The organism is Micromonospora cynarisoli (assembly GCF_030518815.1).
GTDB lineage: Bacteria > Actinomycetota > Actinomycetes > Mycobacteriales > Micromonosporaceae > Micromonospora > Micromonospora wenchangensis.
The window spans coordinates 2,101,067-2,122,801 of the sequence record NZ_CP130426.1; the positions used below are offsets into that span (position 1 = coordinate 2,101,067).

The 21,735-nt window shown below is 71.9% G+C and carries 14 protein-coding genes and 1 riboswitch; of the genes, 6 read left to right on the forward strand and 8 right to left on the reverse strand.

The genetic code is table 11. From position 1 onward, the window contains the following. Nucleotides 1-37 precede the first annotated feature (37 nt). From Q2K16_RS08605 to Q2K16_RS08615, 3 genes are read right to left on the reverse strand one after another with little or no spacing between them, the layout of a single operon-like run. Nucleotides 38-1,180, reverse strand: coding sequence for an acyl-CoA dehydrogenase family protein (locus Q2K16_RS08605; RefSeq protein WP_302744599.1), 1,143 nt, complete (start codon nucleotides 1,178-1,180; stop codon nucleotides 38-40). Next, the gene (locus tag Q2K16_RS08610; RefSeq protein WP_302744600.1) at nucleotides 1,177-3,117 is read right to left on the reverse strand and encodes a B12-binding domain-containing radical SAM protein; all 1,941 of its coding nucleotides are present in this window, start codon (nucleotides 3,115-3,117) and stop codon (nucleotides 1,177-1,179) included. Before Q2K16_RS08610 ends, Q2K16_RS08605 begins: the two co-directional genes overlap by 4 nt. Further along, entirely contained in the window at nucleotides 3,114-5,486 is a 2,373-nt protein-coding gene (locus Q2K16_RS08615; protein WP_302744602.1) for a non-ribosomal peptide synthetase, read from the reverse strand. The genes Q2K16_RS08610 and Q2K16_RS08615 overlap by 4 nt, the downstream gene beginning before the upstream one ends. An 825-nt stretch (nucleotides 5,487-6,311) precedes the next feature. On the opposite strand from Q2K16_RS08615, the gene Q2K16_RS08620 reads away from it, so the two are divergent. Continuing rightward, nucleotides 6,312-7,439 carry a hypothetical protein gene (locus tag Q2K16_RS08620; protein WP_302744603.1) on the forward strand — a complete coding sequence of 376 codons (1,128 nt, stop codon included), beginning with the start codon at nucleotides 6,312-6,314 and terminating at the stop codon, nucleotides 7,437-7,439. A 217-nt stretch (nucleotides 7,440-7,656) separates the two neighbouring features. On the opposite strand, the gene Q2K16_RS08625 is transcribed toward Q2K16_RS08620, so the two are convergent. After that, nucleotides 7,657-8,958: an alpha/beta hydrolase gene (locus Q2K16_RS08625; RefSeq protein WP_302744604.1), complete on the reverse strand. Its 1,302-nt coding sequence runs from the start codon at nucleotides 8,956-8,958 to the stop codon at nucleotides 7,657-7,659. Nucleotides 8,959-9,166: 208 nt separating this feature from the next. Here Q2K16_RS08625 and Q2K16_RS08630 point away from each other — a divergent pair, with 208 nt between their 5' ends. After that, complete coding sequence (locus Q2K16_RS08630; RefSeq protein ID WP_302744605.1) at nucleotides 9,167-9,856, forward strand: response regulator transcription factor; 690 nt, start codon at nucleotides 9,167-9,169, stop codon at nucleotides 9,854-9,856. Beyond that, nucleotides 9,849-11,723, forward strand: coding sequence for a sensor histidine kinase (locus Q2K16_RS08635; protein ID WP_302744606.1), 1,875 nt, complete (start codon nucleotides 9,849-9,851; stop codon nucleotides 11,721-11,723). The genes Q2K16_RS08630 and Q2K16_RS08635 overlap by 8 nt, the downstream gene beginning before the upstream one ends. 62 nt (nucleotides 11,724-11,785) lie before the next feature. On the opposite strand, the gene Q2K16_RS08640 is transcribed toward Q2K16_RS08635, so the two are convergent. Continuing rightward, nucleotides 11,786-12,856 (reverse strand): saccharopine dehydrogenase family protein, encoded by a 1,071-nt coding sequence (locus Q2K16_RS08640; protein ID WP_302744607.1) that lies wholly within the window; start codon nucleotides 12,854-12,856, stop codon nucleotides 11,786-11,788. Nucleotides 12,857-12,958: 102 nt separating this feature from the next. On the opposite strand from Q2K16_RS08640, the gene Q2K16_RS08645 reads away from it, so the two are divergent. Together Q2K16_RS08645 and Q2K16_RS08650 are read left to right on the forward strand one after the other, a co-directional pair. Next, on the forward strand, nucleotides 12,959-13,558 hold the full coding sequence (locus Q2K16_RS08645) for a TetR/AcrR family transcriptional regulator (protein WP_302744609.1): 600 nt from the start codon (nucleotides 12,959-12,961) through the stop codon (nucleotides 13,556-13,558). Nucleotides 13,559-14,013: 455 nt separating this feature from the next. After that, a complete protein-coding gene (locus tag Q2K16_RS08650; protein WP_302744610.1) occupies nucleotides 14,014-16,611 on the forward strand; it encodes a tetratricopeptide repeat protein in 2,598 nt (865 codons plus the stop codon). Between the two features lie 59 nt (nucleotides 16,612-16,670). Here Q2K16_RS08650 and Q2K16_RS08655 read toward each other — a convergent pair whose 3' ends face one another. The 3 genes from Q2K16_RS08655 to Q2K16_RS08665 all read right to left on the reverse strand — a co-directional run bounded on the left by Q2K16_RS08655 (nucleotide 16,671) and on the right by Q2K16_RS08665 (nucleotide 21,053). Beyond that, the gene (locus Q2K16_RS08655; protein WP_302744611.1) at nucleotides 16,671-18,371 is read right to left on the reverse strand and encodes a hypothetical protein; all 1,701 of its coding nucleotides are present in this window, start codon (nucleotides 18,369-18,371) and stop codon (nucleotides 16,671-16,673) included. 456 nt (nucleotides 18,372-18,827) lie between these two features. Next, nucleotides 18,828-19,472 (reverse strand): 5,6-dimethylbenzimidazole synthase, encoded by a 645-nt coding sequence (bluB, locus tag Q2K16_RS08660; protein ID WP_302744612.1) that lies wholly within the window; start codon nucleotides 19,470-19,472, stop codon nucleotides 18,828-18,830. A 37-nt stretch (nucleotides 19,473-19,509) separates the two neighbouring features. After that, a riboswitch (cobalamin riboswitch) is annotated at nucleotides 19,510-19,707 on the reverse strand. A gap of 464 nt (nucleotides 19,708-20,171) precedes the next feature. Continuing rightward, nucleotides 20,172-21,053, reverse strand: a complete 882-nt coding sequence (locus Q2K16_RS08665; protein ID WP_302744613.1) for an SDR family oxidoreductase — start codon at nucleotides 21,051-21,053, stop codon at nucleotides 20,172-20,174. A gap of 84 nt (nucleotides 21,054-21,137) precedes the next feature. On the opposite strand from Q2K16_RS08665, the gene Q2K16_RS08670 reads away from it, so the two are divergent. Further along, nucleotides 21,138-21,710 (forward strand): TetR/AcrR family transcriptional regulator, encoded by a 573-nt coding sequence (locus Q2K16_RS08670; RefSeq protein WP_302744614.1) that lies wholly within the window; start codon nucleotides 21,138-21,140, stop codon nucleotides 21,708-21,710. The last annotated feature ends 25 nt before the right edge of the window (nucleotides 21,711-21,735 follow it).

Consider the following 21,735-nt stretch of genomic DNA (forward strand, 5'->3'; position numbering starts at 1 on the left):
GATCCCTTCCGCTCGGTGCGGTCCGACGACAGGACGGTCAGCACAGCGAGTTGCCGATCATTTCCTTCATCACCTCGGTGGTGCCGCCGTAGATCGTCTGCACCCGGGTGTCGACGAACGCCCGCGCCACCGGGAACTCGGTGGTGAAGCCGTAGCCGCCGTGCAGTTGCAGGCAGCGGTCCACCACCCGCTGGCACAGTTCGGTGTTCCACCACTTCGCCATGGCCGCCGACTCGGTGGTCAACCGGCCGGCGGCGAACTCGGTGACGCACCTGTCGGTGAACGACCGGGCCACGGCCAGCGCGGTCGCCAGCTCGGCGAGCAGGAACCGGTTGTGCTGGTGCCGCCCGACGCTCTGGCCGAAGACCTGCCGCTGGCGGGTGTAGCCCAGCGTCTCCTCGAACACCCGCTCGGCGGCGGCCAGCGCCGCCACCGCGATCCACATGCGTTCCTGACGCAGGTGGCGCAGCAGGTATCCGGTGGCCCGGCCCTCCCGGCCGAGCAGGTTCGCCACCGGCACCGGCACGTCGTGGAAGTACAGCTCCACGGTGTCCAGCGCCTTCATGCCGAGCTTGCCGATCCGGCGGCCCCGCTCGAAGCCCGGCATGTCCCGTTCCACCACCAGCATGCTGAGCCCGGCGTCGCCGGTGCGGGCCACGACCAGCAGCAGGTCGGCGAGGTGGCCGTTGGAGATGAACGTCTTCTGCCCGTTGAGCAGGTAGTGGTCCTCCCGCCGGACCGCGGTGCTGCGGATGTTGCCCAGGTCGCTGCCGGCCTCCGGCTCGGTGATGGCGATCGCCCCGATCAGCTCGCCCGCGCAGAAGCCGGGCAGCCAGCGTCGACGCTGCTCGGCCGTGCAGAGGGTGCGCAGGTACGGCCCGACGATCTCGTTGTGCAACGGCAGGGCGGGGGCGTGCACGCCGGCCCGGGCCAGCTCCTCGGAGAGCACCACGTGGAACCGGTAGTCGGGGTTGCCGCCGCCGCCGTACTGCGGGTCGACGTCGATGCCGAGCAGCCCATGCCGGCCCGCGCGCAGCCACACCTCGCGGTCGGTCAGCCCGTCCGCCTCCCAGCGCGGGTAGTTCGGCAGGATCTCCTTGTCGATGAAGGTGCGGACCAGGTCGCGGTAGGCGCGGTGGTCGTCGTCGAAGATGTCCCGGGGTGGCGCCGAGGTGATCACGACGAGACCGCAGCGGCCGGCACGGTCCAGGCCGGCAGCAGGTCCCGCAGCCGGTTCATCATGGCCTGGCAGTACGCGGCGTTGTGGTCGATGCTGCGGTGCCGGGGGTAGGGCATCTTGCGGCGTCCGACGTGGTCGACCCGCAGCCGCACCGGGTCGGCGTCGCCGGTCTCCAGCGCCAACCCGGCCGCCGCCCAGGCCGGCAGCTCCACGTCCAGGTGGTAGCGGCCCTGCCCGAGGATGCGCAGGTGCTCCAACGGCACCGAGGGGGCCACCACCGGCTCCCGGTAGACGTAGGGCCGGCCGACGAGGTCCAGCTCGAAGGCCGCGCGCAGGGTCGGCTCGTCGAGCCAGCCCTGTGCACCGGCGAAGTCGGCGAGCAGCTCGTCCATCTCGGCACGGTGCTCGTGCAGCACCAGGTGCAGCGCCTTGCCGATGTTGTTGATGTCGTAGTTGCCCAGCCCCGCCACCGACTCGGCGAAGAACGCGCACACCGGGTTGTCGACGCGCCGCTGGTAGTAGGCGGCCGCGGCGGCGAGGAAGTCCCGGTAGCCGCACCGGCCGGTGCGGTCCAGCTCCCGGGCCAGGTGGAAGGCGGCCCGGCCGTTGTAGAGGCTCACCACCGCGTAGTAGAACCAGGCGCCCTCGCGAAACTCCTCCGGGGTCACCCACCGGGTCCCGACCACCACGTCGGCCTCGGCCACCTCGTCGTCCACCCGGACGGTGACGACGCCCAGCTCGTCGCGGCGCTGGTACATCGGGGTGTTGTGCAGCAGCAGCTGGGGGTACGTCACGATCGCGTCCGCGCCCGAGCGGCAGAGCCGGGCGATGCCGTCCCGGAAGGAGTCCAGCGTCTCCCCGGGCAGCGGCCAGATCAGCTCGGTGTACGAGCTGATCCCCTTGTCGTGCAGCTTCTGCTGGAGTTCCACGTAGGTGGACTCCTTGATGTTGGCCCGCTCCACGATCCGCAGGGTGTCCTGGCTGACGGTCTGCAACGAGACCGGCTGGCTGGCCAGCAGCCCGCCCTCGACCAGGATCTCGGTGATCTCGGTGACCCGGTCCGGCCGGTTCTTCGCCGCCTGCATCGAGATCATCAGCGGGTAGCCGTGCTCCTGCTTGCCCCGCACCAGGTGCCGGGTCAGCTCGACGTCGCGGGGCAGCGCGCCCCAGTTGGCGTCCGCGATGAAGATGCTCTCCACGCCGTTGCGGCTGACCCAGCTCAGGTCCCGCAGCACCCGGTCGAGGTCCCAGCGGTGCACCTTGTCGTTGGTGGCGGCGCCCCAGTAGCAGTACGTGCAGCGGAACGGGCAGCCCCGGTTCGTCTCCACCACCGCGAAGGTGTACTCGCCGCCGTCGAAGATGCCCGCCTCGTAGGGCGAGGGGATCTCGTTGAGGTCGGTGAACCGGGGCGGCTTGTCCGTGGTGACCAGCTCGCCGTCCCGCCAGAAGCTGACCCCGGGCACGGCGTCGAAGTCGGGCCGGTCGCGCAGCAGCTCCCGCAGGTACGCGGCGAACGTCCGCTCCCCCTCCCCGTTGCAGACCAGCACGTTCTCCCGGTGCGCCGGCACGTACTCCGGGGCGTGGTTCATCACCTGGGGCCCGCCGAGGATGTACTGCGCGTCGGGGCGTTCGGCCAGCAACCGGTCGAGCAGGTCCCGCATCCGGCGCATGTTCCACAGGTAGCAGCTCAGCGCGTACACGTCGGCCCGCTGCGCCAGCAGGTCGGCGGCCAGCTCGTCGAGGGGATCGGTGACCGGCCGGGCGTGGATGCGGAACGTGTAGCCGGCGGCGACCGCCGGGTCCTGCTGCGCGTACGCCTGCAGGTAGCCCGACGTCAGTGGCAGGCTGTTCGGGTAGAGCGGCAGCTCCACCAGGGCCACCGTACGCACCCCGGCCCGGGTCGGGACATCCGTCGTGGTCACACCGTTCGCGGTCACCGCGTCCTCCGGTCCGGTCCGCCGCGCTGCTGGAGCGCGTCCGCCAACTCGTGCAGGATCTCGTGTTCGAACAGGTCCTCGGCCCCGAAGTGCAGGCCGCGTTCCCGGGCCCGCGCGGCGACCCGCATCGCCTGCAACGAGTCGCCACCCAGGTCGAAGAAGCTGTCCTCGCGGTCCACCGCGTCGATGTCGAGCGTCTCCCGCCACAGCTCGGCCAGCAGCTGCTCCACCGGGCTGAGCGCGGACCCGCCGGCCGGCACGGTCCCGGGCGGTTCCGCAGCCGGGACGGGCAGCGGTAACCGGCTCAGCTCCCCCCGGGCCACCTTGCCGTGCGGGGTCAGCGGGACGGCGTCGAGGCACCCGAACAGGTGCGGCACCATGAACGGCGGAAGGACCCGGCCGAGTTCCTCGCGGAGCCGGTCGGCCCGGGGCGGTCGCGCCGGATCGGCGGGTACGACGTACCCGATCAGCCGGTCGGCCGTGGCGTCCTGCGGCGAACCGGGCCGGACGACCACGGCGGCGTCGCGGACCTCGGGCAACGCCCGCAGCGCCACCTCGACCTCGCCCAGCTCGATCCGGAAGCCCCGCACCTTGACCTGGTCGTCGGCCCGGCCGACGAAGGCCAGGTCGCCGCCGGGCAGCCGGCGGACCAGGTCCCCGGTGGCGTACATCCGGCCCGGCGGCCCGGTGAACGGGTCGGGCCGGAACCGTTGCCGGGTCAGCTCCGGCCGGCCGAGGTAGCCGCGGGCCACGCCGGTGCCGCCCAGGTACAGCTCGCCCACGGCACCGGCCGGCACGGGACACTCCCGCTCGTCCAGCACGTACGCGCGGACGTTGGCCAGCGGACGACCGATCGGCGGTGCCACGTCGTGCGGATCGGCCGGGTCCATCTCCCCGCAGGTGGCGAGCATCGTGGTCTCGGTCGGGCCGTAGACGTTGTGCAGCCGGAACGGCAGCCCGGCCGGCGGGTAACGGTGCAGCTTCTCGCCGCCGAGCAGCAGGTGCCGCAGCCGGGTCCGGTCGGCCGGCCAGGGGTAGGTGAACAGCTCCCGGGCCAGCACGGTGGTCAGGAAGCAGACCGTGATGCCCCGCTCCACGAGCCAGTCGCCGAACTCCGTCGGCGAGTCCAGTCGCCGGCGGTCCACCAGGTGCAGGGTGCCGCCGTTGGCGAGGCAGGGCCACACCTCCAGACCCCAGCCGTCGAAGGAGGGCCGGGCCAGTTGCGGCATCCGGTCCCCGGGACGGACCTCGAAGGTCTCCCGGTACCAGTCGACCAGGTTGGCCACCCCGTCGTGCGGCACCAGCACCGCCTTGGGCCGGCCGGTGGACCCGGAGGTGAAGGTGACGTAGCAGACGTCCTCGGCGGAGGCGACCGGCGTCGTCCCGGGGTCGGGGCTCGACGTGCCGGCATCGGCGGTCGGCGTCAGCAGCGTCTCGACGGTGACCACCCGGGTGGCCGGTGGGACGCCGCCGTCGGGCAGCGCCGCCCCGGGTCCGGTGACCAGCACCCGGCAGTCGGCGTCGGCCAGCATCGTGGCCAGACGTGCGGTCGGTTCGTCCCGGTCCAGACCGACGTACCCGCCGCCGGCGAGCAGCACACCCAGGGCGCAGACCACCAGTTCCGGCGACCGGTCCAGGAGCAGCCCCACCAGGTCACCACGGCCCACCCCGTACCCCCGCAGGGTGGCGGCGACCCGGGTGGCGGCGGCCATCAGTTCGGCGTAGGTCAGCCGGCGGTCACCGGCGATGAGGGCCGGCTGCTCGGGCTGGTGGTCGGCCCACCGGCGGACCCGCTCGGCCACGGTGCTGCGGTCGGGACGGGGCACCGCGGTGCGGTTGGCGTCCCCGATCACCGCCCGCAGCTCGTCGGCGTCGAGGAGGGTCAGGTCGACCACCTGCCGGTCCGGGTCGGCGGTGGCATCCCGCAGGAGGGCGGCCAGGTGCCGGGCGAGTTGCCCGGCCGGCACCCGGGGCCACTGCGCTCCGACCAGTACGACGCGGGCTCCGGCCCCGACCGGTCGGCCCGGGCCGGCGACGACCGCGACCGGTTCCGGGGCACCGGGACCCGGGGGTTCCGCGACCGGTCCGGCGGAGCGTCTGGTCGACTCGATCGTCTTCACCAGAGCGCCGAACCGCTCCTGCGGGTCGACCGGGAACGTCACCGGGTGGGCCGACGTCGCGCCGGTGTCCGGTTCCAGCAGCGCCACCGTCACCTCGGTACGGCGGGTGTACCGCATCAGCAGCGTGCCGACGGCCGCCACCAGCACGTCGGTCCCGCTGCCGCCGAGCCGTGCGGCCAGCGCCGCGATCTGCCGCTGCGGGTCGCCGTCCAGGTCCAGCGCTCCCGCCGGGGCGTCCGTGTCGGTCAAGGCTTCCGTGTCGGCCGTGGGCCCGGCAGGGGGTGGCCTCATGTCGTCTCCTCGTGTCCACAATGCGGGCAGCCGCGTACCAGCTGTTCATGCAGATGGTGACGCGCACCAGCATTTGCGGGGCACCCATCGGAATACGGTGGGCCGCCCGCGCGCCGACAATGCGCGTCACAACGTCCGAGCAATTGGAGATCGGTACTTTCCCGGCCGCCGGGGCGGCGCGGTAACCGCAGATCACGTTCCCGGCGACGGACCTGGCGACGACTATTTCAGGATGGTCGCCATAGATGTGAACGTCTGCCATTCCCTGTGCCGCACGCCTGACGGCCCGACCGCACACGCGCAGGTCGCCGCTCGGGAGGTTATCCCGCGGTCGCCGTCGACGATGGACCCTTATTGCCCCCCGTAACTGTGTCCCATCCTCGCTGCCTGCGCCGGTCGCGCCGTTGCGGTGGACGCACGTCTGACGTAACACCGGCCCTCACGGACCGTTTGGAATGTATAACAACGCGCAGCGGGACCGCAAGCGTCAATGGGACCACAGCGAAAGCCCGACCGAGCAGTACAGCGACCGCCGGCACACATCTTGATCAATTGTCGTTGATCAATTGATACGATCTTCGTGCGAGCCGCAATGGGCGCGGCGAACGCGGCTGACGACGGCCGCCGAGGACGAGACTGCCGATCGGGGTCGGCACTTCCGGTGCCGGCGCTCGACCCACTCAGGAGCGGGTGATCGCGGCCCTGAACCGGGCGGGGACGGCACACCGATACCACGACCTACTGGACAGCATCGGGGAAAAACTGACCCCCCACCGGCTGGCGATGAGCACGGTGACCGACCCTGGCACCACGACAGCACGGTCCCTGCCGCTGCCACTGTCCGTTGGGGAACGCGCCGCCCCGATCGACTGGGCACCCAGTGGCGAGAAGGTCGCCTACGCGCGGGTGTACTCCGGTCGGCTCACGGCCCGGGAGCCGACCGACACCTACCGCCGTGGCCGCACCGGCGAGGTGATCGAGGCAAACGGCAAGGTGACGTCCGTGCGGGTCTTCACCCACGGCACCACCACCGAAGAGACGACGGCCGGGCCCGGCGACATCGCCAAGGTGTACGGGCCGGCGCACGTGCGGGTCGGTGACCAACTCGGCTCACCCGACGGACTCCCCTCCGGCGGCTTCTTCGCCCCACCCAGCCTGGAAACCGTAGTCCGAGCCACCGAACCCGACCAGAACGCACAGTTCTACCAGCACCTGCTCCGCCTCGCCGAGGAAGACCCACTGATCAACGTACGCCGCAACGAGGCGGACCGGAGCATCTCGGTAGCCCTCTACGGCGAGGTCCAACGCGAGGTCATCAAGGGCCTCATGCTGGACCGGCACGGCATCGACATGGTCTTCGAGGAAACCACCACGGTGTACGTCGAGAAGGTGGAGGGCGTCGGTCACGGGCTGGAGGTGATCTGGCAGAACGAGTTCGCCGCCACCGTCGGCCTGCGGATCGAACCGGGCCCCGCCGGCACCGGAGTGCGGTACCGCATCGAAGTCGAACCCGGCGGACTACCCGCCGCCTTCCACAAGGCGATCGAGGAAACCGTCCGCCACACGTTGCAGCAGGGCCTGTACGGCTGGCAGGTCGTCGACTGCGTCGTCACCCTGACCGACACCGCCTACTTCAGCCCCGTCACCTCCGCCGGAGACTTCCGCAAACTCACCCCACTGGTCCTGATGACCGCCCTACGCGCCGCCGGAACCACCGTCCACGAACCCGTGAACCAGTTCGAGGCGGAGGTCCCCGACGACACCGTCCACGCCGTCATCTCCCGACTCGCCGCCGCCCGCGCGACCATCGACCACCGCCGCACCACCGGCACCCCACCCACCCGACCACGCACCGACGGCAACCCCCTCAACCGCAAGGAATACCTGAGCCACCTAGCCAAACGGGTGTGACCGATTGGCGGGGCGGACGCCGCACCGACCCCACGGTGCGGCGACCGGTCGTGGGCGAGGATGGACCCATGACCGATGAGGCCGGCGGAGTGTGCCGCCCCGCCGAGGGCGGGCGGCCGATGCGGCAGCCCGCCCGATCGGCGACGGAGGCCCCGGCCCTCCTACCGGCCGGCCCCGCCCCGACCGTGGACGACGAGGGCTGCACCGCCGTGCGGCGCTACCGTAGGCCCCGCCGGGGTCGGGGAACGATCTTCTCGGCGTCGACCACGGTGAACGAGGCGTACGGGTGGACGTCGCCGCTGACGACCGCCTCGGCCTGCCGGTCGCCCAGGAGCACCGAACGGAAGAACGCGGTGACGTATCCGGCGCTGACCTGGCGCTGTTCGGTCTCGGTCAGTTTGCGGGTCACGTGCGACCACTCGATCGGTGGTTCGGGGGTGCCGCTGTCCGGGTCCCAGTCCGGGAACGTCGGGGTGCCACACCAGCCCGGTGCCGGACCGAAGCCCTGGTCGTCGATGGCGCCGACCTGCCCGCTGCCGGGAGACCACTGGGTGTTGAGGAAGTTGTGGTTCGCGCCCCGGACATGCCAGGTGTAGATCGGCTTACTCGTGTGACCGGTTGCCAACTTCGCATAGTCGAGACCCTGCTCGCTGTCGCAGCCGCCGACCCAGACCGCGAGCGGTGCCGAGGTCACCCGGTAGAGCTTGGCCTCCGGGGAACCGGGGTTCGTGGCGGTGCCCGAGCCGGCGGCGGCGAGGGCGAGGACGCCGGCCACGCGTACGCCTGTCGGCAGGTCGACGCGGTGGACGTCCGCGGCGTGCCAGGCCACCGCACGGCCGCCACGTGAGTGGCCGAGCGTCCCCGTACGAGAAAAGTCGATCTTGCCTTTGACGTTCGGGGTCGGGCCGTTGAAGTGGCCGGCCAGGGCGCCACGGCCCGTGCGGGCCAGTTCGGTCCAGAGCGCGAGATGCTTGTTGATGAGCTTCGCGCGGGCGTTGTCGGCCTCGGTGCCGATCTGACCGGCGTTGATTCCGTTGGCGCTGATCGAGACGACGACCATTCCCTGGGCGGCGAGCTGTCGGGCGAGGTAGTCGTAGCCTCGGTAGCTGGGCAGTGCTGCGACACCGGGCGCGCAGGGCCACTGCCAGAGCCGGTGGATGGCGTCCAACCAGCGCGGGTCGTCGTAGTAGTCGGCCGGCGACTCCTTCTCGATCCGAGCCGCCTCGGCGTCGGCAGCCCGGTCGGCGCAGGTGGACCAGTAGCCGTGCGAGAGCACCACCAGCGGAAACGGCCCGTTGCCGGTGGCCGGGTAGTGCACGTTGCCGGTCAGCTCGATCGGTGCCAGGGTCGGCGAGTCCGGGCCGTCGGTGTGGAAACCGGCGACGGTGAACGCGCGGTCGCCGAGGGTGTAGTCGAGCGACCTGACCGGATAGGTACGGTCCTTGGCCTGGGCGGGTGACGTAGGCACGAGGCCGGCGGCGACCAGGGCCACTGCGGCCAGGCCCTTCAGCAATGACAACCTTTTCTCCTTCGCGGGGACCGGGTCTTTCGACGGAGCGGGCCGACGGGACGGACGCCGCCGGTCCGGCGGCGAGCCGAGCAGCGCGGCGACCGGGGGCTGTTACGTGCCACATCCTGGCGAACCGTTGTCAGGAACCTGTGGTGATCCGGTAGTGGTCCCGTTCTCTGCCTGTTTCGGTGTCCTGACGCCTCCTAGACTCGCCGCCGTGAACGCGAACGTGCTCGTCGCCGAGGACGACCCCAAGCAGGCCGAACTGCTCCGGCGGTATCTGGAGCACGAGGGCCACCGGGTGTCGGTGGTCCACGACGGCCGGGCCGCGCTGGACGAGATCCGCCACCGCCCGCCGGACCTGCTGGTGCTGGACGTCATGATGCCGCGCGTCGACGGCCTCGACGTGTGCCGCATCCTGCGTCGGGACTCCGAGGTGCCGGTGCTGATGGTCACCGCCCGCAGCACCGAGGACGACCTTCTGCTGGGCCTGGACCTGGGCGCCGACGACTACCTGACGAAACCGTACAGCCCGCGGGAACTGGCGGCGCGGGTGCGCACCCTGCTCCGCCGGGCCCGGTCCGCGGCTGCGCGGCCCGTCGCGCCGCCCCTGCGGGTGGGCGACCTTCTCCTTGATCCGGTACGCCACGAGGTCACCGTCGCGGGCACCCCGGTGGTGTGCACCCCGGGCGAGTTCGCCCTGTTGAGCGCGTTCGCTGCGGAGCCGGGTAGAGCGTTCAGCCGCGACCAGCTGCTCCGCCGGCTGCACGGGCTCGACTCGTACGTCACCGCCCGCACGGTCGACGTGCACGTGATGAACCTGCGCCGAAAGATCGAGACGAATCCGCGACGCCCGGCACGGCTGCTCACCGTGTACGGCATCGGGTACAAACTCGCCGATGGCTGAGTGGTGCGGACGCGGCAGCCTCCTGGTCCGGCTGCTCGCCCTCAGCGTGGTCATCTCCATACTCTCGATCTCGGCGACCGCCTGGCTCGCCGTACGCGACACGACCCGGGCACTGCAACAGGAGCGCGGCCGGGCGCTCGCCGACGACGCGCGGATCTACAGTGCCCTGCTCGGGTACGCCGCGACGCACCACGACTGGACGGGCGTGTCGCCACTGGTGCGGTCCCTCGCGGCCGACACCGAGCGACGGATCGTCCTGACCGACCGCGACCGCACCCCGCTCGCCGCGTCCGGTGCGGGGGCCCTGCCGCAACGGGCCTCCGCCACCGTCGACCCGCTCGACGTCGACACCGAGCTGGCGGGGACGGCGGGAACCGGCGGCATCGACGCCCGGGCCACCGGCCCGTACCAGCTACCGGAGGCCGAACGGACCGCGCTACGCAGATTGGCGGTGAGAGCGCTGGACTGTCTGCACGGTCCGGTCGACCCGGCCCCGATGACCGCGGCGGAAGGGTTGCTTCCGGTCCGTGCCGATGATGCGGAGATCGTCGTCGCCGCCAGCGGCCGGCCCCGCATCGCGTCCCGAGGCACCACCGTCACCAGTGACATCCGGTGCGCCGGGGAGTTCGACGCGTTGGCTGAGCCGACCGCCACCGAGCGACAGGCGCTCGACCAGCTCGACGACCTGGTCAACACCTGCCTGGCCCGCCAGCGGATTCCGGCGGTGCGAACCGACCTCGACGGACAGTGGACCCCGGCCGGGTCCGGCCTGGTCACCACCGAACGACGCGACGACGTCGACGGCTGTGTCGCCGCGGCCCGACGCACCCAGATCGCCGACCACGTCGCGCCACCCGTGTTGCTGTTCGTCACCGACCCGGGTACCCCGGTGCCGGTCGGTGCCTTCGACCTCACCCCGGCCAACCGGTTGCGGATCTTCGGGGTGGCCGGGGTGGTGCTGCTGGTCGCGGTCGGCGTCACGGTGCTGGTGGGGGTACGCCTGGTCCGACCACTACACGCGTTGACCGCCGCGGCCGGGCGGATGCGCAACGGCGACACCGCGGCACGCGTGCGGGTCGCCGGACGCGATGAGATCGCCCGGCTCGGCAACGCGTTCAACGAGATGGCCGAGCAGCGGTGCCGGGTCGAGCAACTGCGCCGCGACATGGTCGGCGACATCGCCCACGAGATGCGTACGCCGGTGACGAACATCCGCGGCTGGTTGGAGGCAGCCGAGGACGGGGTGGTCGAACTCGATGTGGACCTGGCCAGTTCGCTGCTGGACGAGGCGCTGCTACTCCAGCACGTCATCGACGACCTTCAGGATCTCGCCGCAGCCGACGCGGGCGAGCTGAAACTGCACCGGCAACAGGTCGAGGTGCCCAGACTGCTGCGCGAGGTCGCGGACGCCTTCGCTCCCGCCGCCGAGTCCGCCGGGGTCGCGCTGGTCGTCGACGCCGCACCCGGCACGCTCGACGCCGATCCGATCCGGCTCCGGCAGGCCATCGGCAACCTGATCACCAACGCGATCCGGCACACCCCCGCCGACGGCCAGGTCACGCTCTCCGCCCGACACCGGGCCGCGTACGCCGAGATCGTCGTGGCCGACACCGGGCCGGGGATTCCGGAGGAACAGCGTGACCTCGTCTTCGAACGGTTCTGGCGGGCCGAGAAATCCCGCAACCGGCGGACGGGCGGCAGCGGTCTGGGGCTCGCCATCGTCCGCAAGATCGCCGAATCACACGGCGGCAGCGCAGCGGTCTCCGGCGCCGCCGGAACGGGAGCGGTGTTCACCCTTCGCCTTCCGGCCGCATCCGGTCAGGCCGACCCGCCGCATGGACCTGCCCCGCTCTCCGACCGACCCTGACCCCGCACCGCCGTGGGACTGACAATGGTCGGGGCTGGCCGGTCACGGGGACCGTCAGCGGTTCACGGGATCTGGTACGTGCCGCCGCACGCCTCGGCGAGAGTCGACCCGAACAGCGCCGCGGGCGTGTACGCACCCGGTTCTCCCTGCCCGTCCAGCAGCCGCCGGACCACCTCGGCGGGCACCGTCGCCGTCCAGGACTGGGCCTCGCCGACCCGCAGCCAGCCCTCGCGGATGCTGCCGTCCGGCCACTGGACGACCGCGTGGCCCCAGGAGTGCTCGCGGGGCTTCGGGCGGGCCCTGGTCGGTACCGTGGCGAGCCGTCGCCGGAGGAGGGCGCGCACCGGGCCGATCGCGAGCAGGGCGGTCGCCACGGGCAGCGCCGCGCGGATGACCGGGGAGGACGGAGCCTCGCTCGATGCGGCGAGCACGTCCGCTGCGCCGCTGGCCCGCTGGGCGGCCATCAGCTCGCCCAGCGGCATGCCGGCGGTGGTCACCGTGGACCCGTCGGGCAGGACCAGTCTCATCGGGTCGCCGGCGAGAGGGGCGGGGGTGAGTCGTCCGTCGCGGTACCGGCGGCCCTGGAACCGCCCACCGCCCTCGACCCCGGGGATGCCCTCCACGAGGGTGGCGGCCAGGGCGTCGCCGACTACGCCGTCCTCGGCGGCCAACGAGGGCACCATGTCGACCCGGACCCGTCGGGGTGTCGGCCGCCCCTCGCAGAGCTTCACCACGACGCTCTCGGTGGCGGTCACGCCGAACCCGGCTCCCGTGACGGCTGTGCGTCCCGCTGCCGTCAGCTCGCCGTGCCGGCCGAGGACCGCCGACACCGAGGCCAGATCGTTGGCGAGGTCGAGGTAGTGGCCGGTCGGGAGGCACGCGTCCAGCAGGGGCAGGGCCGTCTCGATGAACGGTCCGACGGTGTTGACCACCACGGCCGGCCGCTCCCGGCGGATCGCGGCCACGATCTCGCGGACCGAACGGGCCACTATCGTGGGCAGCCCACCGGCGGCGGCCTTGAGCCGTTCGGCGTCCCGGCCGACCAGCACCGGCTCGATGCTCCGTCGGCGCAGTTCGGCCGCGACAGCGCGCCCGCTGCGGCCGGTGCCGCCGAGGATCCATACGTCGGTCATGGCACAGCTCCGCCCTGGTGCGGCATCCGCCCCAGTGACGACACGCCGTGTCATCACCATACCGATGACGACATGCCATGTCATCACGACTACACTGGGATCATGGCCCGATGGCGACCGGATGCCCGCGAGCGGCTGCGGCAGGCGGCGCTCGAACTCTTCGCCGAGCAGGGCTTCGCCGCGACCACGGTGCCGGCGATCACCACGCGGGCCGGTCTGACGACACGCACGTTCTTCCGGCACTTCGCCGACAAGCGCGAGGTGCTCTTCGCGGACGAGGCCGAGATCGGCGCCTTCGCCACTGAGCTCATGACCACGGTGCCCGCCGACGAACCGCTGACGTTCATCGTCGCAGGCCTGCACACGCTCGCCGAGACCCACTTCGAAGGGCGCAAGGACGACCTGCGGCAACGGCGCGCCATCGTGGCGTCCGACCCGGGGCTGCGCGAACGCGACCAGCACAAGCGCGCGATGCTGGCCCAGGTGATGCGGGACGGCTTCCGCGCCTGCGGCCTCGACCCGCTCCGGGCCGACCTGCTCGCCGAGACAGCGGGAACCCTGATGTACGTGTCCGTCGCCGAATGGCTCGACACCGACGACGGTCGCCGGCTGGGCGACATCATCGACGCCGCACTCGCCACCTTGCGGGCCGAACTGGACGGGCTGCCGACCTCGAACGGTCAGGTTGCCTCGGAAGGATGAGGCCGGCACGAGCGGGACCGGTCCGGTCCGGGTGCCGCTCGTCGGGTCGGGGCGTCGCCGCCAGGTCCTCGTGCGCGGAGCGCTGGGACGACTCCCCCACCCGCCGCACCTCGTCATCAGGGGTGACCTCACCCTGCCCGGCCCGCACCACGAATCCGGCCGACCGGCAGGCCGTCACCCCCGGGTCCTCATCCCCCGGTCGGCGAACTGGCGGTACGCCACCGCGCCACCGCCACCCAGAGCGAGCACGACGAAGGACACCACCGACGGGATGACCCACCGAGGTCGTCGCCGCGGCACCTCGGCGGCGGACCCTGCCGCGGTGCGAACCCCGACGAGCCCCCGAAAACCCCGCCACCGCCGCGGTGAGCACCATCGACCAGGGACACGTGAAGCACTCCTTCCGATACGATGAGCTACATCCGTCCCCATCTATGAATGCCTGGGATCGACCGATGACCGCTACCCGAGCGGACGGCGCGTCCGCCCTGATGCCGGACCCGGGTCGGGCCCGCACACTCGACGAGCTCACCGCGGCGTTGAGGTCCCTGAAGCTCTGGGCCGGAAACCCGTCCTACGAACGGATCACCAACCAGGTCAACCACGCCTGGCGGGCCGCCGGTCGCCCGCCCAGCGAGTGGACCAAACGGCCCACGGTCGTGGACTGTTTCAAGCCCGGTCGGCGACGGCTGAACACCGACCTCGTCACCGCCATCGTGCAGGCACTGCACCCGGACGAGGGATACGTGCACCAGTGGCGTCAGGCACTACGGGTGGTCGGCGGGGAGGCCCGGGCCGCCACGGTGGTACGGGTCCAGGACCGGCTGCCGCCCGACCTCGCCGGCTTCACCGGGCGCGCCACCGAACTCGACCAACTCCGGCACGCCCTGAACCACCACACCACCGGCGCGATGGCGGTCGCGGCGATCGAGGGGATGGCCGGGGTCGGCAAGACCCAGCTCGCCATCCACGCCGGACACCTCCTGATCCGGGAGTCCCGCTTCGATCGGACACTCTTCGTCAATCTGCGCGGGTTCTTCCCCGACCCCGCCCGACCTCCCGCCGACCCGGCCGCCGTCCTGGACGGCTTCCTGCGCATGCTCGGCGTACCGGCCCACCAGATCCCCCACGATCTGCCCGCCCGCACGGCGGCGTACCGCGACCGGCTCACCGGCACCCGTACCCTGATCGTGCTGGACAACGCCGCCGACGTCGACCAGGTCCGGCCGCTCCTCCCCGAGGTCCCCGGCTGTCTCACCCTGATCACCAGCCGGCGGATCCTGTCCGACCTGCGGCCGGCCACGCGCCTGATGGTCGACGTGTTCGCCGAGGACGAGGCCGTCGACTATCTCGCCCGGGTCGTCGGCCAGATCCCGATGGGCGACGACCCGGACGCGGCGGCGCGCATCACCCGGCGCTGCGGTCGTCTCCCCCTGGCGCTCGACCTGACCACCGGACACATGCGGGCCACCCCCGGCTGGACCCTCACCGACCACGCCGACCGGCTCGACGAACGCCACCGCCAGCGACGCCTGGAGACCGGCGTCGAACTCGCCCTCGACCTCTCCTACCATCATCTGCCCACCGACCAGCGGCGGCTGCTGCGGCTGCTGGCGCTGCACCCCGGGCAGGACACTGACGCCTACGCCGCCGCCGCCCTGACCGGCACCGACCTGGACACCACCCGCACGCACCTGGACCACCTGCGCCGCGACCATCTCCTCCAGCAGTCCGCCTCGGGCCGCTACACGTTGCACGACCTCGTCCGGGCCTTCGCCATCACCCGCGCACACGACGAGGTCCGCCCCGCCGACCGCCGGGAGGCTCTGACCCGCCTGTTCGACCACTATCTCGCCACGGCGGCCAGCGCGATGAACGCCCTGCACCCCGCCCAGGCGCACCTCCGCCCCCAGATTCCGCCGACCGGCACACCCGCCCCTGACCTGACCGACCCGGACAACGCTCTGGCCTGGCTCGACACCGAACGGCCCACCCTGGTCACCGTCGCAGCCCACACCGCCAACCACGGCTGGCCCACCCACACGACACGCCTCTCCCGCATCCTGTACCGCTACTTCGCCGGCGGTCACGGCAGCGACGCCGTCACCGTCCACAGCCACGCACACCACGCGGCCACGCACACCGACGACGTCACCGAGCAGGCCCACGCCCTGACCGATCTCGGCGTGGCCTATCTCTGGGTCGCCCGGTACGAGTCCGCCGTCGAGCACCTCACCACGGCCCTGCACCTGTTCGGCCAGACCGGGCACGGGTTCGGGCAGGCCCGGACCCACACCAACCTCGGCGTCGCCGAACAGCGGCTCGGCCACTACCGCAAGGCCGCCGCCCACTTCGCGCAGGCCCGGACCGCGCACCTGCGGGCCGGCGACCAGACCGGCCAGGCCCGCGCGTTGAGCAACCTCGGCGACGTCGAACAGCGGCTGGGCCACTACCGCAGGGCCGCCCGGCACCTCCGACAGGCACTCGCCCTGTACCGACGCAGCGGAGACCACGCCGGTGAGGCGGTGTCGCTGGCCAACCTCGCGGAGGTCGACACCCGATCGGGCCGGTACGGGGCGGCTGCGGAGAACCTCGACCGGGCGCTCGTCCTGTTCCGTCAGGCCGGTCACCGCAACGGTGAGGCCTGGGCGCTGGACGGGCTGGGCACCCTCCACCGGCACCTCGGACAGCCCACCGAGGCCGCCCGGCATCACCGGCAGGCCCTGACGATCCTGGAGATGACCGGCGACAGGCACGGCGCGGCGTGGGCGCTCAACGGGCTCGGCGAGGCCACGCTCGCCGCCGGCCACGCCTCCGACGCGCTCACCCACCACACTGCCGCCCACACCATCGCCGCCGAGATCGGCGCCCGGGACCAGCGGGCCCGCGCCCAGGCCGGGCTCGCCGGCGCCCACCGCGCCCTCGACCGGCGCGACCGGGCCCGTGACCACTACCAGCATGCCCTGGCCATCTACACGGACCTCGGCACTCCCGAAGCCGACCAGATCCGCGCCTGCCTCGCCGCCCTCGACGACGTGGGCCCCCACAGCTGACCGCGCGGTCTCCAGAGCCGCCCTGTTCTCCGGAGACCGCACGTTCCTGGCGGCTGGGATCACCCGCCGGCCCGTCGACATCCCGCTGGGGAACACGTCGGTGTGGGGCAGGTCGGATGGGTGTTGCCGGGTACGCAGACCGGTGGTTGCACGGGGTTGGCGTCGACGTCCGGTCGTTGGAGTCCGAGGTAGACGGTGGAGGCGGACACGCCGAGCACACCGACGTCCAGGGCGCACGTGTCCAGCCACAGCGTGGCGACCTGCCGGGTGCGGCAGACCTCCTGCGCCCACAGCCTGGTGTTCTGGTTGAGGTTGCCGGCGTAGAACGGTGCCGTCGGGTTGCCCACGGCGACGGTGGTGCAGGGTTGCAGCAGGGTGGCGGAGGGGCTGACCCGCCAACTGTTGCCGAACCTGTCGTAGAGGTCGGAATGGGAGAGCGGAACGCGCAGGGCGTCGCCGTCCCTGATCTGCAGGTAGTGGGGGTCGTCGTTGGGGTTGCCCAGGAGGCCGCGCACCGTCGGCGCCCCGGGTCCGACGCCGACGCCCAGGTCGAGGTACCCGGTGTTGGCGGTGGCGCGGACGCTGTTACCCGACGGGTCCTTGAACGTGTACACGTTGTTGACGCGGTCGATCGCCACCCCGTTGGGCAGCAGCAGTGACCCGCCGGTCGGCAGACTGGTGGTGGTGCCGTTCACCACCAGCCGCGTCCCGTCGCACAGCGCCAGCCTCGCGTTGCCCATCCTCAGCGCGACCGACCGGTTGACCGAGGTGTTGGGCCAGGTCGCGCCACCGGACGCCTTGCGGGTCTGCACCTCGAACGTCGAACCGGCCTGGGCCTCGACGAAGTCGCCCGTGGCCTGGAAGTCGTAGAACAGGCCACCGAACGTGTACTGGTGGGTGTCGCCGACGACCGCGGCGATGCGGCAGGCCGACGCCGCCGCCGGCCCCTGGACCGACTCGTTGATGACGACGGCCGGCGCCGGGCTCGACGGGACCGGACCCGGGGGGCCGAAGTTGAGGTTGTTCCGCTCACTGCTGAAGCCGAAGTTCTGACAGTCGGGCTTGACCGGGCTGCCGTCCTCGACGGTCGTCCGGACGTTGAAGCTCGCCTCGGGATTGAACCTCGCCGTGGAGCCGTGGCCGTAGCCGAACACGTTGAACTCGACCTGCGTCCACTCCGAGGCGGGTTCCTGGGGATCCGCTGGTGAAAGGTGGAGGATGCCCGCCCCCGTGGACGAGTAGATCCGTCCCGACCCGTCGTTGAAGGTGACGGTGTCGGTCTCCTGCCCATCGGCCGTCTTCGTGACCGCGCCGTCCAGTCGCAGCGCCGGCCTCGCCATGCTCTGGATCGGCAGGTAGGGAAGCTGGATCGCCTCGGTCTTGCGCGAGCAGTGAGTTTCGGAGTCGTCCGGGGCCTCGGTCCACCCCGGTGGGCACGGCTGGCCCGGGTCCGGGTTGTAGTGCAGCAGCCAGTACTCGACGTAGAGGCGGCTGGGACTGGGATCCGGATTGGGATTGCCGCCCCTGGTGCCGTCGTTGGCGAACACGAACTGCTTCCAGCCCCGGCACAGGCCGGCGGTCGGTGAGCCGTTGCACTCCTGGACCCTGAGGTGGTTGGTGTTGAGCTGAAACGAGTAGCTGCCCGGCATGGTCGGCCCGTCGGTCGGGACGCTGGTCACGCTCAGGTTCTGCTGGTTCACCTTCTCGAAACTGCCGGACGCGCGGGTGATCGGACCGGCACCCGCCGGTCTTCCCGTCACGATCCCGATCCCGCCACCGACGTCCCGCCGTGGAGCCTGTTCGAGGTTCGGGGCCATCGGGGCCGACGGCGGGGCCACACACCCGGTCTCCTGCCACACCAGCTCGGGATACGTTGCGGTGAAACAGCCCTGCGCCGACGGTCGCGGCACCCTCACCATCCTCGCATGCCAGCCCTGAAGATCCCCCTGGGCCGCCGGTGGCCTCTCCTCCCCGCTGGCATGCACCCCCATCCCCAGCAGGACCGCCGCGATCGCGATGCCCACCAGCCCGGACGGTGACCGGCGTTCTCGCGGTAGCAATCTCATCATCGTTCCCTCCCACCGCAGGTGGAATAGCTCGGCGCCCGTCCTCGGGGCGGGCCTCGCCGACGAGCGTCGCGCGCCGTCGGGCCGTACGGGGGAACCCCATACAAACCCATACCTGCCCGCCCTGACCGTTGCATCGACGTACCCGAATTAGCTGTTCGGTTGGTCGGTCACCCGTCGTAGCCACCGGTCGTGGTGCACCGCCTCGGCGAGGGGCCGGCGTCGTCGCCAGCCGTGCCGTTCCAGGTCGGGTACGGCCTCCAGGTGGGTGACCGGCCCGACGCAGAGCCAGGCCACCGGCCGGATGCCGGCCGGCACACCCAGCAGTTCGGCCAGGAACGACTCCCGGTAGAAGGAGACCCATCCGACGCCCAGCCCCTCGACTGTGGCGGCGAGCCACAGGTTCTGGATGGCCAGGCAGACCGAGTAGAGGCCGGCGTCGGCGATGGCGTGCCGCCCGAGCACCGCTGGGCCCCCGCGCTGCGGGTCGTACGTGACGACGATCGACAGCGTCGACTCCAGCACCCCGTCGATCTTGATGCGCGCGAACCGTTCGGCCGCCGCACCGTCCAGGGTGGCGGCGAACGTGGCCCGCTCGGTCTGCACGTGCCGGTGGAACCGGCGGCGGACGGCAGGGTCCCGCACCAGGACGAAGTCCCACGGCTGGGAGTGGCCGACGCTGGGCGCGGCGTGCGCGGCGTCGAGGATCCGGTGCAGGGTGTCGGCAGGCACCGGCTCCCCGGTGAACTGGGCCCGGACGTCCCGGCGGCGGTGGATGGCGTCGTAGAGTTCCACAGGCAGGCTCCCGCTGCGCTCGGCCCACCCTCGACGGATGGGCGGTCGACGCGAGGCCGGTCTTCGGACTCCCGGATCAACGCCGACCCGTCCGCCTTCCCAGCCGTACGGCCAGTGGCTGCGCTCCTCGCGCCTGGACGGTCGCTCCCCGGTCACCGCGGCGGGCCCGTGCCGGATTCACACCGGCTTCCCGATTCTCCCCGCACCGCGGGGCACCTCGCACGATCATGCCGCCGCCGATGCTAACCCGCGTCGCCGGGCCTGGTCGCTGTCTTCTTGCGCGGGGCGTTGAACGCCAAGGCCCACGCCTGTAGCCTGCTCACCCCTCGCCCCGGTCATCTGACCATCACCACCCCGCCGGCGACACCCCTCACCACCCGGGGACAAGGATGGCCGCCGCCACGAGCAGGAACGTCGGCCACGTCGCAGCCGTGCCGAGCAGAACCGCCGACCTGACCCGGCTCATCTCCAACAGCCCCCAGAGCACGAACGCCCCCACGACGCCTCTGACAAGCTCTGACAGGCGACCAGGCGAGTGGTCAGCACCGCACCGGCACGGCCAGGAGCAGCCGACGTCGGCGTCGCGGGTGGCGGACCCTCGCTCATCCGGCTCCGCCCACCTGAGGATCAACGGCGGTCACGACACACTGTGGGCAGCCGGTTCCACCAGCGTCCTCGCGACGTTCGGAAGGCAACCGGTCAGGGCTGGAGGTTCTCCAGGTCGGTGAGCAGCTTCGGGTGGGTCGGCGTCCAGCCGAGGGTCGCCCGGGTGTGTGCGCTCGACGACGGCTGATCGGCGGCGAAGATTTCGCCAAGCGGGCCGAACGTCTCCTCGGGCATCTGCTGCACCGGCAGGCCGAGCCGCCGCCCGATGACCTCGGCGATATCCCGCACCGCGTCGCCCTCGTCGTCCACCGCGTGCCAGGCGGTGCCGGCCGGCGCGTTCTCCAGGGCGAGCCGGAACAGCACGGCGGCGTCGACCGCGTGCACGGCCGGCCAGCGCTGGGTGCCGTCGCCCGGGTAGCCGGAGACGCCCGACTGCCGGGCAAGCTGGGTGAGCAGCCCGGCGAAGCCGCCCTCGCCGTGGTTGTGCACCGTGCGGGGCAGCCGGATCGATGAGCTGCGGACACCCTGAGAGGCCAACGCCAAGATCGAATTTACGGTACGCCCGCGGCCCCCGACCGGGCCCTCGAGCGGCAGCGGGTCGTCCTCGGTCGAGAGCCGGCCGGCCACCCAGGGCGTGCCGGAAACCGTCACGAGCGGACGGTCACTGCCGATCAGTTCCTCGCCCAGAGCGGTGAGCGCCGCGGTCTCCTCGGCGACCGCCGCGGCCACCGCCTCGGGGCTGCTGAAGTCATTGCTGAAGGCGAGGTGGATCACGCCGTCGGAGCGGGCCGCGCCGGCTCGCACGACGTCGAGGTCGGCCAGGCCGCCCCGGAGCGTCTCGGCGCCGGCTGCCTCGGCAGCCTTGGCCGAGGTGTCGGAGCGGGTGAGCGCGAGCACCCGGTGCCCGTGTGCGAGCAGTTCGGCGACGACCGCCGAACCGATCAGCCCGGTGCCGCCGGTGATGAAGACCTGCATGGACGCTCCCGAAAGTGATGGGACTCTTGTCCCGTCACCGTAGCACGTGACGGGACAAGAGTCCCATCACTTATGATGGACGACATGGCACGTTGGGAACCGGGAGCACGCGAGCGGCTGATCGTCGCCGCCGTCGACCTGTTCGCCGAGCGGGGCTACGACGCCACCACGGTCGCGCAGATCGCCGAGCGGGCCGGCGTCACCAAGAGCACGTTCTTCCGGCACTTCCCCGACAAGCGCGAGCTGCTGGCAGCCGGGCAGGAGACGCTGAGCCGGCTGCTGGCGGAGGGCATCACCGAGGCGCCGGCCGACGCTACCCCGCTTGAGGCGGTCGCGGCCGGCCTGCAGCGGGCGTCCGACGCGATGGGCCCGCTCAACCGCGAGATCGGACCCCGACTCAAAGCGGCAGTCGCGGCGAGCACCGAACTGCAGGAGCGCGACGCCCTCAAGAGCGTGAGCATGGCCGCCGCGATGACCGCCGCCCTGACCGCCCGCGGTGTCCCCGACGCGGCCGCGGCACTGGCCGGGGAGCTGGGCTTGCTCGCGTTCAAGCGGGGCTACGCCGAGTGGGCCGACACCGACGCCGACCACGGGCTGGCCCGCTACACGCTGGCCGCCCTGAGCGAGCTGCGCGCGGTGACCGCGACACTCGGCTGAGCCGGCGTGCGGATCTCGGGCCGGT

Bases quoted from the DNA above. Each gene is read 5' to 3' on its own strand.
- Q2K16_RS08650 (WP_302744610.1), top strand. From the start codon at position 14,014: ATGACCGCTACCCGAGCGGACGGCGCGTCCGCCCTGATGCCGGACCCG.
- Q2K16_RS08670 (WP_302744614.1), top strand. From the start codon at position 21,138: ATGGCACGTTGGGAACCGGGAGCACGCGAGCGGCTGATCGTCGCCGCC.
- Q2K16_RS08665 (WP_302744613.1), bottom strand. From the start codon at position 21,053: ATGCAGGTCTTCATCACCGGCGGCACCGGGCTGATCGGTTCGGCGGTC.
- Q2K16_RS08620 (WP_302744603.1), top strand. From the start codon at position 6,312: ATGAGCACGGTGACCGACCCTGGCACCACGACAGCACGGTCCCTGCCG.
- Q2K16_RS08635 (WP_302744606.1), top strand. From the start codon at position 9,849: ATGGCTGAGTGGTGCGGACGCGGCAGCCTCCTGGTCCGGCTGCTCGCC.
- Q2K16_RS08645 (WP_302744609.1), top strand. From the start codon at position 12,959: ATGGCCCGATGGCGACCGGATGCCCGCGAGCGGCTGCGGCAGGCGGCG.
- Q2K16_RS08640 (WP_302744607.1), bottom strand. From the start codon at position 12,856: ATGACCGACGTATGGATCCTCGGCGGCACCGGCCGCAGCGGGCGCGCT.